This is a genomic window from Streptomyces sp. NPDC050264, assembly GCF_040655895.1.
GTDB lineage: Bacteria > Actinomycetota > Actinomycetes > Streptomycetales > Streptomycetaceae > Streptomyces.
This window is the reverse complement of record NZ_JBFAKV010000003.1, coordinates 380,707-395,841: the sequence shown is the minus strand read 5'-3', so window position 1 is coordinate 395,841 and position 15,135 is coordinate 380,707. Positions and strand designations below refer to the sequence as shown.

Genomic DNA, 15,135 nt, shown 5'->3' with positions numbered 1-15,135 from the left:
CGTCCTTCCGTACCGCAATACCGCACTGGGTGGCTGACTAACAGGCTGACAAAGATCGGCCCCGCCTGCGAACAGACGGGGCCGGGAAGCAACGTGCCGATCAGGCAGGAAGCACGACGACGAAGCGCTGCGGCTCCTCGCCCTCGGACTCGCTGCGCAGGCCGGCGGCCTTGACCGCGTCGTGCACGACCTTGCGCTCGAACGGCGTCATCGGCTGCATCTTGACCGGCTCACCGGTGTTCTTCACCTCGGCCGCGGCCTTGGCGCCCTGCTCGGTGAGCTCCGCACGCTTCTTGGCGCGGTACCCGCCGATGTCCAGCATCAGACGGCTGCGGTCGCCCGTCTCACGGTGCACCGCGAGACGCGTCAGCTCCTGGAGGGCTTCGAGGACGTCTCCGTCGCGGCCGACCAGCTTCTGCAGATCGCGACCGCTCGCGTCACTGACGATGGACACGGCGGCGCGGTCGGCCTCGACGTCCATGTCGATGTCACCGTCGAGGTCGGCGATGTCCAGCAGACCCTCAAGGTAGTCCGCAGCGATCTCACCCTCCTGCTCGAGGCGGGTCAGGGTGTCGCCGGCCTCAGGAGCGGCGGAGGTGGTGCCTTCCGTCACGGGATGGACTCCTTCTTACGTCGAGGGTTACTTCTTGGACGAGGACTTGGAACGCTGCTGGCCCTTGCGCTGGCCGGACTTGGCCTTGCTCCGGCCGTTCGCACCAGTGGCGGGCGTGGATCCGCCCTGCTTCGCCTGAGGAGCGGCGTCCTCCGGCTCGTCCTTCTTCTCCAGCGAGGGCTTCGCCGGCGAGGAAGGCTCAGGCTTCGCGCCCGGTGCGGTCACACCCGTCTGACGCTGCGACTTGGACTGACGCTTGGGCTGCTGCCGCTTCGGGGTGCCGGCGGGCATGCCGTCCTCGTCCAGGACCTCCGTGGCAGCGGAACTCTTCACCACGGTGCCATCGGCCTGCGCCGCGAGACCGGCCTTGCTCAGGCCGTTGATGAACTTGCGTTCCTGCTCGTTGCGGTCACGGCCCTTGGCGACGATGCCCTTGACGATGTTCCGCTCACGCTTGGTACGGGTGGAACTGTGCGTGACGACGTGCTTCTGCAGGACCTCGAGCATCTTGGCCTGCGCCTTGCTGCCCGGCGTGGGGTTCCTGCTGATCACGGTCATCTGCTGGCCCATGGTCCACACGTTGGTGGTCAGCCAGTAGACGAGAACACCGACGGGGAAGTTGATACCCATGAACAGGAAGATCAGGGGGAAGACGTACATCAGCATCTTCTGCTGCTGCATGAACGGCGTCTTCACCGTGAGGTCGACGTTCTTGGTCATCAGCTGACGCTGCGTGTAGAACTGCGACGCCGACATCAGAATGATCATGATCGCGGTGACCACGCGGACATCGGTCAGAGAGGCGCCCATCTTGGCGACCTCGCTGGCACTGTCCGTGAACTTGGCCGCCAGCGGCGCACCGAAGATGTGCGCCTTCTGGGCGCTGTCCAGCAGCGACTGGTCGATGACGCCGATCTTTTTGTTGTCGGCGATGCCGGAGAGCGTGTGGTACAGCGCGAAGAAGAACGGAGACTGCACCAGGATGGGAAGACACGAGGAGAGCGGGTTGGTGCCCGTCTCCTTGTAGAGCTTCATCATCTCTTCGGACTGGCGCTGCTTGTCGGTCTTGTAGCGCTCCTGGATCGCCTTCATCTGAGGCTGGAGCAACTGCATGTTCCGGGTCGCCTTGATCTGCTTCACGAAGAGCGGGATCAGGCAGATCCGGATCAGCACCACCAGGGACACGATCGACAGACCCCAGGCCCATCCAGTGTCAGGGCCGAAGACGGCCCCGAAGACCTTGTGGAACTGGACGATGACCCAGGACACCGGGGTCGTGAGAAACGCGAAGACACCGGAAATCGCGTTGACGATATCGGAAATCATGTCCCTGATCAGGCTCCTTGGGCATTGGGCGAAGTCGCTGCGGACGGGCCGTCCTGGGCAGAGGGGCTGTCGCCCTCAACGACGGGGGTCGCTTTCTTGTCCCCGCGCAAGGCGTCGCGGAGCATCTCGTGCCAGCGCGGACGCTTGCGTGGTGGAACGTGGTCTACACCGCCGGGCGACCATGGGTTGCATCGAAGGATGCGCCAGGCGGTGAGGGCTGTTCCCTTGATCGCGCCGTGCCGGTCGATGGCCGTGAAGCCGTAGTGGGAACACGACGGGTAGTACTTGCACACCGGACCGAGCAGCGGACTGATCGTCCACTGGTAGATCTTGATCAAAGCGAGCAGTGGGTACTTCATCGCGCGCCCCCTCCCAGCAACCGCTGAAGGGCGGTATCCAGGTCTCGGGCCAGCTCTGCGTGGGTGGCGTCGCCCGCTCCGGGCAACGCGCGTACGACTACCAGGCTACCTGGGGGCAACAAGGCCACCCGGTCGCGCATGAGGTGGCGAAGACGGCGCTTGACCGCGTTCCGCACGACGGCTCCACCTACGGCCTTGCTCACGACGAAACCCGCACGCGATGGGGAAACGCTCTCCCCAAGCGCGTGCGGGTCCGTTGAACCGCTACGTAGATGGACGACGAGAAGCGGGCGTCCGGCCCGGCGTCCTCGGCGTACCGCGGTCGCGAAGTCTTCGCGCCGCCTCAGCCGATACTCGGTAGGCAGCACGTCATGACCTGATTACGAGATCAGGCGGACAGGCTGCTGCGACCCTTGCCACGGCGGTTGGCGAGAATCGCACGACCGGCGCGGGTCCGCATGCGAAGGCGGAAACCGTGGGTCTTGGCGCGACGACGGTTGTTCGGCTGGAAGGTGCGCTTGCTCACTCGGGGGCTCCAGAAAATCGTGTGGTGGCGGGACATCGCCTGGCTGTCACCGTGCGCCCACGAGTAGCTCGCAATACGCCCGAGTGCACCGCTACACGACCCTCAAAATGCGGGGACCGTGACCTTGCCCATCGGAGGCAGGCGGCAGCAGCCATCGACAACTCGACCTGGTTACGGTACGCGCGGCTACGCCATCCGGTCAAACCAGCGTCACGCGCGAGACACTGTCCACAGGCTGGGGACAACAACTTGAACCGCAGCGGTCGCGCTGACTACCGTGGCTGAACTCCGATTCGTTCCCTTCTCACCGCCCCACCCGATTTTCTTCCCGATCCGTCCCAGAACCACACGTTCGTGGGACCAGCGAGAGAGCGTGCCCTGTGGCTGATGTACCTGCCGATCTTGCCGCAGTGTGGCCACAAGTTCTGGAGAAACTCCTCGGGGAAGGCCGCGGACAGGGCGTCGAGACGAAGGACGAACACTGGATCCGGCGCTGCCAGCCACTGGCTCTGGTCGCCGACACCGCACTTCTCGCGGTGCCCAACGAATTCGCGAAGGGCGTACTCGAAGGCCGGCTCGCCCCGGTCGTCAGCGAGACGCTGAGCCGCGAGTGCGGGCGCCCCATCCGGATCGCGATCACGGTCGACGACTCCATGGGCGAGACGCCCGCGCCGGCCGCCCCGCCGGTCCAGCAACACCGCTACGAGGACACCGAGCCGCCCTCCGCTCCCGGCCAGCCCCGCGACACGTACGAGAGCCGCGACGCCTATGACGGCTACGAGCGACGCGGGCCGGAGGAGCACGGCCAAGGCCCTCGCGGCGAGCAACCGCAGGCTCCACGTGCCGACCCACTCCCCACCGCCCGACCCGCGTACCCGGACTATCAGCGCCCCGAGCCGGGCGCCTGGCCGCGGCCCCAGGACGAGTACGGCTGGCAGCAGCCGCGCCTCGGTTTCCCCGAGCGCGATCCGTACGCGAGCCCCTCGCACCAGCCGCAGCACGACTACCGGCAGCAAGAGCGGTCGCCCTACGAGCAGCAGCCGTACGACTCCGAACGTGGCCGCTACGACCAGCAGCAGGACCGCTCCCCTTACGAGCAGAAGCAGGCGGAGCGCCCCTCTTATGAAGAGCGGTCCTCCTACGACGAGCGGCGCTCTTACGAAGAACGCGGTTCTTACGACTCGCCGCACGACCGCCGCCAGCGACGTGACCAAGGGGAACCGTCGGTGGGCGGCCGACGCGGTCAGGACGGCGGTCCCACAGGGCCCGGCCCCGGTGGCCGCGGCGTGCCCAGCGGCGCTCCCGGCCCGCTGGCCGCACAGCCCGCGCCGGCGACGGGCCCAGGGGAGCCGACCGCCCGCCTGAACCCCAAGTACCTCTTCGACACCTTCGTCATCGGCGCCTCGAACCGGTTCGCGCACGCGGCCGCCGTCGCCGTCGCCGAGGCACCGGCCAAGGCGTACAACCCCCTCTTCATCTATGGGGAGTCGGGGCTCGGCAAGACCCACCTCTTGCACGCGATCGGGCACTACGCCCGTAGTCTCTACCCGGGCACGCGCGTGCGGTACGTGAGCTCCGAGGAGTTCACCAACGAGTTCATCAACTCCATCCGCGACGGCAAGGGCGACAGCTTCCGCAAGCGCTACCGCGAGATGGACATCCTTCTCGTCGACGACATCCAGTTCCTCGCGGACAAGGAGTCGACGCAGGAGGAGTTCTTCCACACCTTCAACACCCTCCACAACGCCAACAAGCAGATCGTGCTGTCCAGCGACCGGCCGCCCAAGCAGCTGGTGACCCTGGAGGACCGGCTGCGCAACCGGTTCGAGTGGGGCCTGATCACGGACGTCCAGCCTCCCGAGCTGGAGACCCGTATCGCGATCCTCCGTAAGAAGGCCGTGCAGGAGCAGCTCAACGCTCCTCCCGAGGTCCTCGAGTTCATCGCCTCCCGCATCTCGCGCAACATTCGCGAGCTGGAAGGGGCGTTGATCCGGGTCACGGCGTTCGCGTCGCTCAACCGACAGCCCGTCGACCTGGGACTCACGGAGATCGTCCTCAAGGACCTGATCCCCGGTGGCGAGGACGCGTCCCCGGAAATCACGGCGCCGGCCATCATGGCGGCGACGGCCGACTACTTCGGCCTGACCGTGGAGGACCTCTGCGGATCCTCCCGCAGCCGCGTCCTGGTGACGGCCCGCCAGATCGCCATGTACCTGTGCCGCGAGCTGACCGACCTCTCCTTGCCGAAGATCGGCGCCCAGTTCGGCGGCCGCGACCACACCACCGTGATGCACGCGGACCGCAAGATCCGCGCCCTGATGGCCGAGCGACGCTCGATCTACAACCAGGTCACCGAGCTCACCAACCGCATCAAGAACGGCTGACAGCACCCAGCCACGTCCCTGTAGGGCGCTCCGGGATCGACTCCTGGAGCGCCCTTCTTCGTATGCGCGGACGCTCCCGTCCGCAGTTGTGTACGACCTCGCGCTGCGCCGGTGTTCGATTACTGGGCGCGTTACGGGTGTTCTCCACAGATGTGCCAGATTTTTTCGGTCCACAGCCTGGGGAACGAAAAGTTGTCCAGACTGTGTCCACAGCGGGAGCTGGTGACAAACCATCAGGCCAGGTCAGGTGCCTGTGGATTGGTGGACAAAAGTTACCCACAGGCTGTGGACAGTTTTTTCTTCCACAGCCTGTGCATGCCGTTGTCCACCGTCGACCCACAGGATGTCAGCTGTTGTGCACAGCGATCCGAAGCTTCTCCACACCGCTGTCCACTGTTCGGCAACGCGACGCGCCCCATCACCGTGGCGAGTGAAAGGCGTCACACCGAGGAGGTCGGTTGGGCTGTGGGGAACGTGGGTAAAGCTGGGGACGGCCCTGGGGAGAAGTCACCCGGTCCTGTGCATGGGGTGTGCAGAACTTTTCGCCGTCCACAGAAATGGTCGGTTGTCCACCGGCTCCGCCCACAGCCTCGGTGGACAAAAAATCGCCTCTGACCTGCGAACTAACGGTTATCCACGGTTTCCACAGCCCCTACTACTACTGACAACTAGAGAGAGCTGGGAATCCGTTTCGAAGTGGGGGCTGTGCACAACTTGCTCCCGGCTGCTCGACTGCCGCTCGGTGCGACTTGACCCCGACGGGCACCGACTGTCAGCGCGGTGCGTCAGACTGGTCCCCGGTGTTCTCCCCATCGGTGGGCCGAGTGACACCACGTCTGACGACGAGACCGATGACCAACGCAGGGCGAGAGCAGCCAGCAATAAGCAGGAGGCGGCTTACGGTGAAGATCCGGGTGGAACGCGACGTACTCGCGGAGGCGGTGGCCTGGGCGGCACGAAGCCTCCCGGCACGACCGCCTGCGCCTGTCCTCGCGGGCCTTCTCCTGAAGGCCGAGGAGGGCGCACTCAGCTTGTCGAGCTTCGACTACGAGGTCTCGGCACGCGTCTCTGTGGACGCGGAGATCGACGAAGAGGGCACGGTGCTCGTCTCCGGCCGTCTCCTCGCCGACATCTGCCGCGCCCTGCCCAACCGTCCGGTGGAGATCTCCACAGACGGTGTACGAGCGACCGTGGTCTGCGGCTCCTCGCGGTTCACACTCCACACCCTTCCTGTGGAGGAGTACCCGTCGCTGCCGCAGATGCCGACCGCCACGGGCACCGTCCCCGGGGAGGTCTTCGCCTCCGCCGCGCAGCAGGTGGCCATCGCCGCCGGCCGTGACGACACGCTGCCCGTCCTCACCGGTGTGCGCATCGAGATCGAGGGCGAGACGGTGACGCTGGCGTCCACCGACCGCTACCGCTTCGCGGTCCGCGAGTTCCTGTGGAAGCCGGAGGACCCGGAGGCCTCCGCGGTCGCCCTGGTGCCCGCCAAGACGCTCCTGGACACCGCCAAGGCGCTCACGAGCGGCGACACGGTCACCCTGGCCCTGTCCAGCTCGGGTGCGGGCGAGGGGCTCATCGGCTTCGAGGGTGCGGGCCGCCGTACCACCACGCGCCTTCTGGAAGGCGACCTGCCGAAGTACCGCACGCTGTTCCCGACGGAGTTCAACTCCGTGGCCGTCATCGAGACCGCCCCCTTCGTGGAGGCCGTCAAGCGTGTGGCCCTGGTCGCCGAGCGCAACACTCCGGTGCGGCTCAGCTTCGAGCAGGGCGTGCTCATCCTGGAGGCCGGCTCCAGCGACGACGCACAGGCTGTGGAGAGGGTCGACGCCCAGCTGGAGGGCGACGACATCTCGATCGCCTTCAATCCGACGTTCCTGCTGGACGGCCTCAGCGCGATCGACTCCCCGGTCGCCCAGCTGTCGTTCACGACGTCCACCAAGCCCGCGCTGCTCAGTGGCAAGCCTGCCGTGGACGCAGAGGCGGACGACGCGTACAAGTACCTGATCATGCCGGTGCGGCTGTCGGGCTGAGTCGCCGAAGGACACGGTCGCTCGGGGTACGCCTGAGCGACCTGTCCACAGGTGTGTGCGTGAGCCCGCCCACTGCCCGAAAGGCGTGGGTGGTACCCCCAGGTTTAGGCTCAGGCACAGGTGCGAACGCACGGCCAGGAGCCGTCACGCGCCCCTCACGCCCTGTCGCAACGTAAGGAACCACTGATGGAGCTCGGTCTCGTCGGCCTCGGCAAGATGGGCGGCAATATGCGCGAGCGCATCCGCCGCGCAGGCCACACCGTCATCGGCTACGACCGCAATCCGGACCTCGCTGACGTCCACAGTCTCGAAGAACTTGTGGGCAGGCTCGAGGGTCCGCGCGTGGTGTGGGTGATGGTGCCCGCGGGCGCGGCGACCCAGTCCACGATCGACGAGCTGGCCGAGCACCTGCAGCCCGGTGACATCGTCGTCGACGGTGGCAATTCCCGCTGGACCGACGACGAGAGGCACGCCGTCGAGCTGGGCGTCAAGGCCATCGGATTCGTCGACTGTGGTGTCTCCGGCGGCGTCTGGGGCCTGGAGAACGGCTACGCGTTGATGTACGGCGGCACCGCCGAGGACGTGGCGAAGGTCCAGCCGGTCTTCGACGCCCTGAAGCCGGAGGGCGACTTCGGCTCCGTGCACGCGGGCAAGGTCGGCGCGGGCCACTTCGCGAAGATGGTCCACAACGGCATCGAGTACGCGATGATGCAGGCCTACGCCGAGGGCTGGGAGCTCCTGGAAGCCGTGGACTCGGTGACCGACGTGCGCGAGGTCTTCCGCTCCTGGCAGGAGGGAACGGTCATCCGTTCCTGGCTGCTCGACCTGGCGGTCAACGCCCTCGACGAGGACGAGCACCTGAACAAGCTGCGCGGTTACGCACAGGACTCCGGTGAAGGCCGCTGGACTGTGGAAGCCGCCATCGACAACGCCGTCCCACTGCCGGCGATCACCGCGTCGCTCTTCGCGCGCTTCGCCTCGCGGCAGGACGACTCGCCGCAGATGAAGATGATCGCGGCACTGCGCAACCAGTTCGGCGGCCACGCCGTCGAGAAGAGCTAGTCCGCAGCGCAACCAGCAGTCCACAGCGCCAACCAGTCCGCTGTGGGTCCCCGGCGGATCCACAGCGGTGAGCGAACTCCGGGGGAGGTCGGCCCACGACCATGCACGTCACGCACCTGTCACTGGCCGACTTCCGCTCGTACACCCGGGCCGAGGTCCCTCTCGACCCGGGCGTCACCGCGTTCGTGGGCCCGAACGGGCAGGGCAAGACGAACCTCGTCGAGGCCGTCGGCTATCTCGCCAGCCTGGGCAGCCACCGTGTCTCCTCGGACGCCCCGCTCGTCAGGATGGGCGCCGAGCGCGCCGTCATCCGGGCCCAGGTGCGCCAGGGTGACCGACAGCAGCTCATCGAGCTCGAGCTGAACCCCGGCAAGGCCAACCGCGCCCGCATCAACAGGTCGTCGCAGGTCAGGCCCCGTGACGTGCTGGGCATCGTACGGACCGTGCTGTTCGCCCCCGAGGATCTCGCACTCATCAAAGGCGATCCCGGTGAGCGCCGCCGCTTCCTCGACGAGCTGATCACCGCCCGCTCGCCGCGCATGGCAGGCGTACGTTCCGACTACGACCGGGTCCTGAAGCAGCGCAATACGCTCCTGAAGTCGGCGGCACTCGCCCGGCGGCACGGTGGCCGTTCCATGGACCTCTCCACGCTCGACGTGTGGGACCAGCATCTCGCGCGCGCGGGCGCCGAGTTGCTCGCCCAGCGGCTCGATCTGATCGCGACGCTGCAGCCGCTGGCCGACAAGGCGTACGAACAGCTGGCTCCCGGCGGCGGCCCGGTCGCCCTCGACTACAAGCCGTCATCGCCGGAGATCGTCGGGCACGCGCGCGAGGAGCTTTCCGAACAGCTGCTGGCCGCCCTCGAAGGAGCGCGCAAGCAGGAGATCGAGCGCGGGGTCACGCTGGTCGGCCCGCACCGCGACGAGCTGATCCTCAAGCTGGGCCAGCTGCCCGCCAAGGGGTACGCGAGCCACGGCGAGTCCTGGTCGTACGCGCTGGCCCTGCGGCTGGCCTCGTACGACCTTCTGAGGGCCGAGGGGAACGAACCGGTGCTCGTCCTCGACGACGTCTTCGCGGAGCTGGACGCGCGCCGCAGGGAGCGTCTCGCGGAGCTCGTGGCGCCCGGTGAGCAGGTGCTGGTGACGGCCGCGGTCGACGACGACGTACCGGGTGTGCTCGCCGGTACGCGCTTCGCCGTCTCCGACGGGGCGGTGGAGCGACTGTGAGCGACGGCACATTTCCCGACGGGGCCGCAGGCGCCGACGGTCCGGGAGAGTCCGGCAGGCCGCGGGAACCTCAAGCGGTCCCGGAGCCTTCTGGTGTCGACCTTGCCCGCGTCGCCCTACGAGCGGCGAAAGAGGCCGCACGCGCGCGTGGAGCCGCGGCGCAGCAGAAGAAGCAGGTCCGGCGCGGTGGCGGACTGAGGTCGGGGGCGCGCGCGGACGGGCGCGACCCGATGGGGCTGGGCCCTGCCATCAACCGGCTGATCACCGAGCGCGGGTGGGAGACGCCGGCTGCCGTCGGCGGTGTCATGGGCCGCTGGCCGCAAATCGTCGGTGAGGATCTCGCCAAGCACTGTGTGCCGCAAAAGTATGACGAGGACGAGCGCGTCCTGGTGGTGCAGTGCGATTCGACGGCCTGGGCGACGCAGGTGCGCATGTTGGCTCCGCAGCTGGTCAAGCGCCTCAACGAGGACCTCGGGCACGGCACGGTGCGCCGGATCGACATCAAGAATCCCGGTGGTGGCCCCCGTCGCTACGGCCCCTTGCGCGCCCCTGGAAGCACCGGTCACAACGACACCTATGGGTGACAGCGCGGCTCCGGTAGCTGGGGGTTGACACCCCGAAGCGCTGAGTGCCGCTGTGAGCCTCTTGGAGCCCCGCTCCGCATATGGGGAGTCGGCCGAGACCGGTTGAGGGCGGCACGTGCGGACTCAGGTACCGCCAAACCCCCATCACTGTCGGCGCTACCGGTAGACTGGAAGCTAATCCCGCCCCACTTGTGGGACGCACCGAGCAACGCTGACTAGGGCTTACCGAACCAACACGCCGCAGCCGCACCGGCCACCAACCGGGAGCTTGGCTTGTGCTGTGCCAGAAAGGGCGCTTCGTGGCCGATTCCGGCAACCCCAACGAGAACATCCCGTCCACCGACGCCGGCGCGCACGCGCTCGTAGGGGCAACAGAGGCCTCATACGACGCGAGCGCGATCACGGTCCTCGAAGGGCTGGACGCGGTCCGCAAGCGACCCGGCATGTACATCGGCTCGACCGGTGAGCGTGGCCTGCATCACATGGTGCAGGAGGTTGTGGACAACTCCGTCGACGAGGCCCTGGCCGGCCACGCGGACACGATCGACGTCACGATCCTTCCCGACGGCGGCGTCCGCGTCATCGACAACGGCCGTGGCATCCCGGTGGGCATCATCCCCTCCGAGGGCAAGCCGGCCGTCGAGGTCGTGCTGACCGTCCTGCACGCGGGCGGCAAGTTCGGCGGCGGCGGCTACGCCGTCTCCGGTGGTCTGCACGGCGTGGGCGTCTCCGTGGTGAACGCGCTGTCCACCAAGGTCTCCGTCGAGATCAAGACCGAGGGCCACCGCTGGACGCAGGACTACAAGGCGGGCGTTCCGACCGCGCCGCTCGTCCAGCACGAGGCCACCGAGGAGACCGGCACCACGGTCACCTTCTGGGCCGACGGCGACATCTTCGAGACCACTGAGTACTCCTTCGAAACGCTGTCGCGGCGCTTCCAGGAGATGGCCTTCCTCAACAAGGGCCTGACGATCAAGCTCACGGACGAGCGCGACTCGGCCAAGGCTGTCGTGGGTGCGGACACCGCGGACGCGTCCGACGTCGACGAAGCGCGCTCGGTGACGTACCACTACGAAGGCGGCATCGTCGACTTCGTGAAGTACCTCAACTCCCGTAAGGGCGAGGTCGTTCACCCCTCCGTGATCGACATCGAGGCCGAGGACAAGGAGAGGCTCCTCTCCGTCGAGGTCGCGATGCAGTGGAACACCAGTTACAGCGAGGGGGTCTACTCCTTCGCGAACACGATCCACACGCACGAGGGCGGCACCCACGAGGAAGGCTTCCGCGCCGCGCTGACCGGTCTCATCAACCGGTACGCGCGCGACAAGAAGCTGTTGCGCGAGAAGGACGACAACCTCACGGGTGACGACATCCGCGAGGGTCTGACCGCCATCCTCTCGATCAAACTGGGCGAGCCGCAGTTCGAGGGCCAGACCAAGACCAAGCTGGGCAACACCGAGGCGAAGACGTTCGTCCAGAAGGTCGTGCACGAGCACCTCACGGACTGGCTCGACCGGAACCCGGTCGAGGCCTCGGACATCATCCGCAAGTCCATCCAGGCGGCCACGGCGCGCGTGGCGGCCCGCAAGGCGCGCGACCTGACCCGGCGCAAGGGTCTGCTGGAGTCGGCGTCCCTGCCGGGCAAGCTCTCCGACTGCCAGTCGAACGACCCCACCAAGTGCGAGATCTTCATCGTCGAGGGTGACTCCGCCGGCGGTTCGGCCAAATCCGGCCGTAACCCGCAGTACCAGGCGATCCTCCCGATCCGGGGCAAGATCCTCAACGTCGAGAAGGCGCGGATCGACAAGATCCTGCAGAACCAGGAGATCCAGGCACTGATCTCCGCCTTCGGTACCGGCGTCCACGAGGACTTCGACATCGAGAAGCTCCGCTATCACAAGATCATCTTGATGGCGGACGCCGACGTCGACGGCCAGCACATCAACACCCTGCTGCTGACGTTCCTCTTCCGCTTCATGCGGCCGCTGGTCGAGGCCGGGCACGTGTTCCTGTCCCGCCCGCCCCTCTACAAGATCAAGTGGGGCCGCGAGGACTTCGAGTACGCGTACTCGGACCGCGAGCGCGACGCCCTGATCGAGCTCGGCCGCCAGAACGGCAAGCGCATCCGCGACGACTCGGTCCAGCGATTCAAGGGTCTCGGTGAGATGAACGCAGAGGAGCTGCGCATCACCACGATGGACCAGGAGCACCGCGTGCTCGGCCAGGTCACCCTGGACGACGCCGCCCAGGCCGACGACCTGTTCTCGGTCCTCATGGGCGAGGACGTCGAGGCACGCCGCTCGTTCATCCAGCGCAACGCCAAGGACGTCCGCTTCCTCGACATCTGAGTCGGTCTCAGCTGACCGCCGCAGAAAGGATCTTCACCAGCAATGGCCGACGAGAACACTCCGAGCACCCCTGACGAGGGCGCCGACATCGCGATGCGGATCGAGCCCGTCGGGCTCGAGACGGAGATGCAGCGCTCCTACCTCGACTACGCGATGTCCGTCATCGTGTCCCGCGCGCTGCCCGACGTCCGCGACGGTCTCAAGCCCGTCCACCGCCGCGTCCTGTACGCCATGTACGACGGCGGCTACCGGCCCGAGAAGGGCTTCTACAAGTGCGCCCGCGTCGTCGGTGACGTCATGGGTAACTACCACCCCCACGGCGACTCCTCGATCTACGACGCCCTGGTCCGCCTGGCACAGCCCTGGTCGATGCGCATGCCGCTGGTGGACTCCAACGGCAACTTCGGTTCCCCGGGCAACGACCCGGCGGCCGCCATGCGGTACACCGAGTGCAAGATGGCGCCGCTGTCCATGGAGATGGTCCGGGACATCGACGAGGACACCGTCGACTTCACGGACAACTACGACGGCCGCTCCCAGGAGCCGACCGTCCTGCCTGCCCGTTTCCCGAACCTGCTGATCAACGGCTCGGCCGGTATCGCGGTCGGTATGGCGACCAACATCCCGCCGCACAACCTGCGCGAGGTCGCGGCAGGCGCCCAGTGGTGCCTGGAGAACCCGGAGGCCTCGCACGAGGAGCTCCTGGACGCCCTCATCGAGCGCATCAAGGGCCCTGACTTCCCGACCGGTGCCCTTGTAGTGGGCCGTAAGGGCATCGAGGAGGCGTACCGCACCGGACGCGGCTCCATCACGATGCGCGCGGTCGTCGAGGTCGAGGAGATCCAGAACCGTCAGTGCCTGGTGGTCACCGAACTCCCCTACCAGGTCAACCCGGACAACCTCGCGCAGAAGATCGCCGACCTCGTGAAGGACGGCAAGGTCGGCGGTATCGCGGACGTCCGCGACGAGACGAGCTCCCGTACGGGCCAGCGCCTGGTCATCGTCCTGAAGCGGGACGCCGTCGCCAAGGTCGTGCTGAACAACCTCTACAAGCACACGGACCTGCAGACGAACTTCGGCGCCAACATGCTGGCGCTCGTCGACGGCGTGCCCCGCACGCTGTCGCTCGACGCGTTCATCCGCCACTGGGTGAGCCACCAGGTCGAGGTCATCGTCCGGCGCACCAAGTACCGCCTGCGCAAGGCCGAGGAGCGCGCGCACATCCTGCGCGGCCTCCTGAAGGCCCTGGACGCCATCGACGAGGTCATCGCCCTCATCCGGCGCAGCGACACCGTGGAGATCGCGCGAGAGGGCCTCATGGGCCTTCTCCAGATCGACGAGATCCAGGCCAACGCCATCCTCGAGATGCAGCTGCGCCGGCTCGCCGCCCTGGAGCGCCAGAAGATCGTCGCCGAGCACGACGAACTGCAGCAGAAGATCAACGAGTACAACGCGATCCTGGCCTCGCCCGAGCGGCAGCGCCAGATCATCAGCGAGGAACTGCAGCAGATCGTCGACAAGTTCGGCGAGGACCGGCGCTCCAAGCTGGTGCCCTTCGACGGCGACATGTCCATGGAGGACTTGATCGCCGAAGAGGACATCGTCGTCACGATCTCGCGCGGCGGGTACGTCAAGCGCACCAAGACGCACGACTATCGCTCCCAGAAGCGCGGCGGCAAGGGCGTCCGCGGCACGAAGCTCAAGGAAGACGACATCGTCGACCACTTCTTCGTGTCGACGACGCACCACTGGCTGCTGTTCTTCACCAACAAGGGCCGCGTGTACCGCGCCAAGGCGTACGAACTCCCGGACGCCGGCCGCGACGCACGCGGGCAGCACGTGGCGAACCTGCTCGCCTTCCAGCCGGACGAGGCGATCGCCGAGATCCTCGCGATCCGCGACTACGATGCGGCGCCTTACCTGGTCCTCGCCACCAAGGCGGGCCTCGTGAAGAAGACGTCGCTCAAGGACTACGACTCGCCGCGCTCCGGCGGTGTCATCGCCATCAACCTCCGCGAAGCGGCGGACGGTTCGGACGACGAGCTGATCGGCGCCGAACTGGTCTCGTCCGAGGACGACCTGCTGCTCATCAGTAAGAAGGCGCAGTCGATCCGGTTCACCGCCACGGACGACGCACTGCGTCCGATGGGCCGTGCCACCTCGGGTGTCAAGGGCATGAGTTTCCGCGAGAGCGACGAACTGCTCTCGATGAATGTCGTCAGGCCCGGTACGTTCGTCTTCACCGCCACCGACGGCGGGTACGCAAAGCGGACCAACGTCGACGAGTACCGCGTCCAGGGTCGCGGCGGCCTCGGCATCAAGGCCGCCAAGATCGTGGAGGACCGTGGTTCGCTGGTCGGCGCGCTGGTGGTCGAGGAAACCGACGAGATCCTCGCCATCACGTTGTCCGGCGGTGTGATTCGTACGCGAGTCAACGAGGTCAGGGAGACAGGCCGTGACACCATGGGCGTCCAACTGATCAACCTGGGCAAGCGCGATGCCGTCGTCGGCATCGCTCGTAACGCCGAGGCCGGTCGCGAGGCCGAGGAGGTCGACGGTGACGCCGCGGACGCGGACGGCGCCGTGACGGACGAATCGGCCCAGGACGAGACGGTCGTCGGAACGGACGAGGGCGAGCAGTCCTCGGCCGAGTAGCGCGAGGAGAAGAGTCATC

Annotated in this window: 12 protein-coding genes; 7 read left to right on the top strand and 5 right to left on the bottom strand. The window is 67.0% G+C overall.

From position 1 onward, the window contains the following. Positions 1–100: 100 nt before the first annotated feature. The 5 genes from AB0J02_RS06950 to rpmH are packed head-to-tail and all read right to left on the bottom strand — an operon-like array spanning position 101 to position 2,824. On the bottom strand, positions 101–613 hold the full coding sequence (locus AB0J02_RS06950; RefSeq protein WP_363192518.1) for a R3H domain-containing nucleic acid-binding protein: 513 nt from the start codon (positions 611–613) through the stop codon (positions 101–103). Positions 614–640: 27 nt separating this feature from the next. Next, positions 641–1,939, bottom strand: a complete 1,299-nt coding sequence (yidC, locus tag AB0J02_RS06945; protein ID WP_363192517.1) for a membrane protein insertase YidC — start codon at positions 1,937–1,939, stop codon at positions 641–643. Positions 1,940–1,947: 8 nt separating this feature from the next. After that, positions 1,948–2,298, bottom strand: coding sequence for a membrane protein insertion efficiency factor YidD (yidD, locus tag AB0J02_RS06940; protein ID WP_363192516.1), 351 nt, complete (start codon positions 2,296–2,298; stop codon positions 1,948–1,950). Continuing rightward, positions 2,295–2,666, bottom strand: coding sequence for a ribonuclease P protein component (rnpA, locus tag AB0J02_RS06935; RefSeq protein WP_363192515.1), 372 nt, complete (start codon positions 2,664–2,666; stop codon positions 2,295–2,297). Before rnpA ends, yidD begins: the two co-directional genes overlap by 4 nt. Before the next feature lie 20 nt (positions 2,667–2,686). Further along, on the bottom strand, positions 2,687–2,824 hold the full coding sequence (rpmH, locus tag AB0J02_RS06930; RefSeq protein ID WP_003967884.1) for a 50S ribosomal protein L34: 138 nt from the start codon (positions 2,822–2,824) through the stop codon (positions 2,687–2,689). 380 nt (positions 2,825–3,204) lie between these two features. Between rpmH and dnaA the strand changes: the two genes are divergently transcribed. The 7 genes from dnaA (at position 3,205) to gyrA (ending at position 15,116) form a co-directional block, all read left to right on the top strand. After that, entirely contained in the window at positions 3,205–5,208 is a 2,004-nt protein-coding gene (dnaA, locus tag AB0J02_RS06925; protein WP_363192514.1) for a chromosomal replication initiator protein DnaA, read from the top strand. Between the two features lie 902 nt (positions 5,209–6,110). Continuing rightward, on the top strand, positions 6,111–7,241 hold the full coding sequence (gene dnaN, locus AB0J02_RS06920; RefSeq protein WP_363192513.1) for a DNA polymerase III subunit beta: 1,131 nt from the start codon (positions 6,111–6,113) through the stop codon (positions 7,239–7,241). 162 nt (positions 7,242–7,403) lie between these two features. Continuing rightward, complete coding sequence (gene gnd / locus AB0J02_RS06915; RefSeq protein ID WP_363192627.1) at positions 7,404–8,303, top strand: phosphogluconate dehydrogenase (NAD(+)-dependent, decarboxylating); 900 nt, start codon at positions 7,404–7,406, stop codon at positions 8,301–8,303. Positions 8,304–8,404: 101 nt separating this feature from the next. Then, positions 8,405–9,529, top strand: coding sequence for a DNA replication/repair protein RecF (gene recF / locus AB0J02_RS06910; RefSeq protein WP_363192512.1), 1,125 nt, complete (start codon positions 8,405–8,407; stop codon positions 9,527–9,529). Continuing rightward, positions 9,526–10,113, top strand: a complete 588-nt coding sequence (locus AB0J02_RS06905; RefSeq protein ID WP_363192511.1) for a DUF721 domain-containing protein — start codon at positions 9,526–9,528, stop codon at positions 10,111–10,113. The genes recF and AB0J02_RS06905 overlap by 4 nt, the downstream gene beginning before the upstream one ends. Positions 10,114–10,388: 275 nt before the next feature. After that, on the top strand, positions 10,389–12,461 hold the full coding sequence (gene gyrB, locus AB0J02_RS06900; protein WP_363192510.1) for a DNA topoisomerase (ATP-hydrolyzing) subunit B: 2,073 nt from the start codon (positions 10,389–10,391) through the stop codon (positions 12,459–12,461). Between the two features lie 42 nt (positions 12,462–12,503). Then, entirely contained in the window at positions 12,504–15,116 is a 2,613-nt protein-coding gene (gene gyrA, locus AB0J02_RS06895) for a DNA gyrase subunit A (protein ID WP_363192509.1), read from the top strand. The last annotated feature ends 19 nt before the right edge of the window (positions 15,117–15,135 follow it).

Coding starts and splice junctions, on each gene's coding strand:
- yidC (WP_363192517.1), bottom strand. CDS start 1,939: ATGATTTCCGATATCGTCAACGCGATTTCCGGTGTCTTCGCGTTTCTC.
- recF (WP_363192512.1), top strand. CDS start 8,405: ATGCACGTCACGCACCTGTCACTGGCCGACTTCCGCTCGTACACCCGG.
- yidD (WP_363192516.1), bottom strand. CDS start 2,298: ATGAAGTACCCACTGCTCGCTTTGATCAAGATCTACCAGTGGACGATC.
- gyrA (WP_363192509.1), top strand. CDS start 12,504: ATGGCCGACGAGAACACTCCGAGCACCCCTGACGAGGGCGCCGACATC.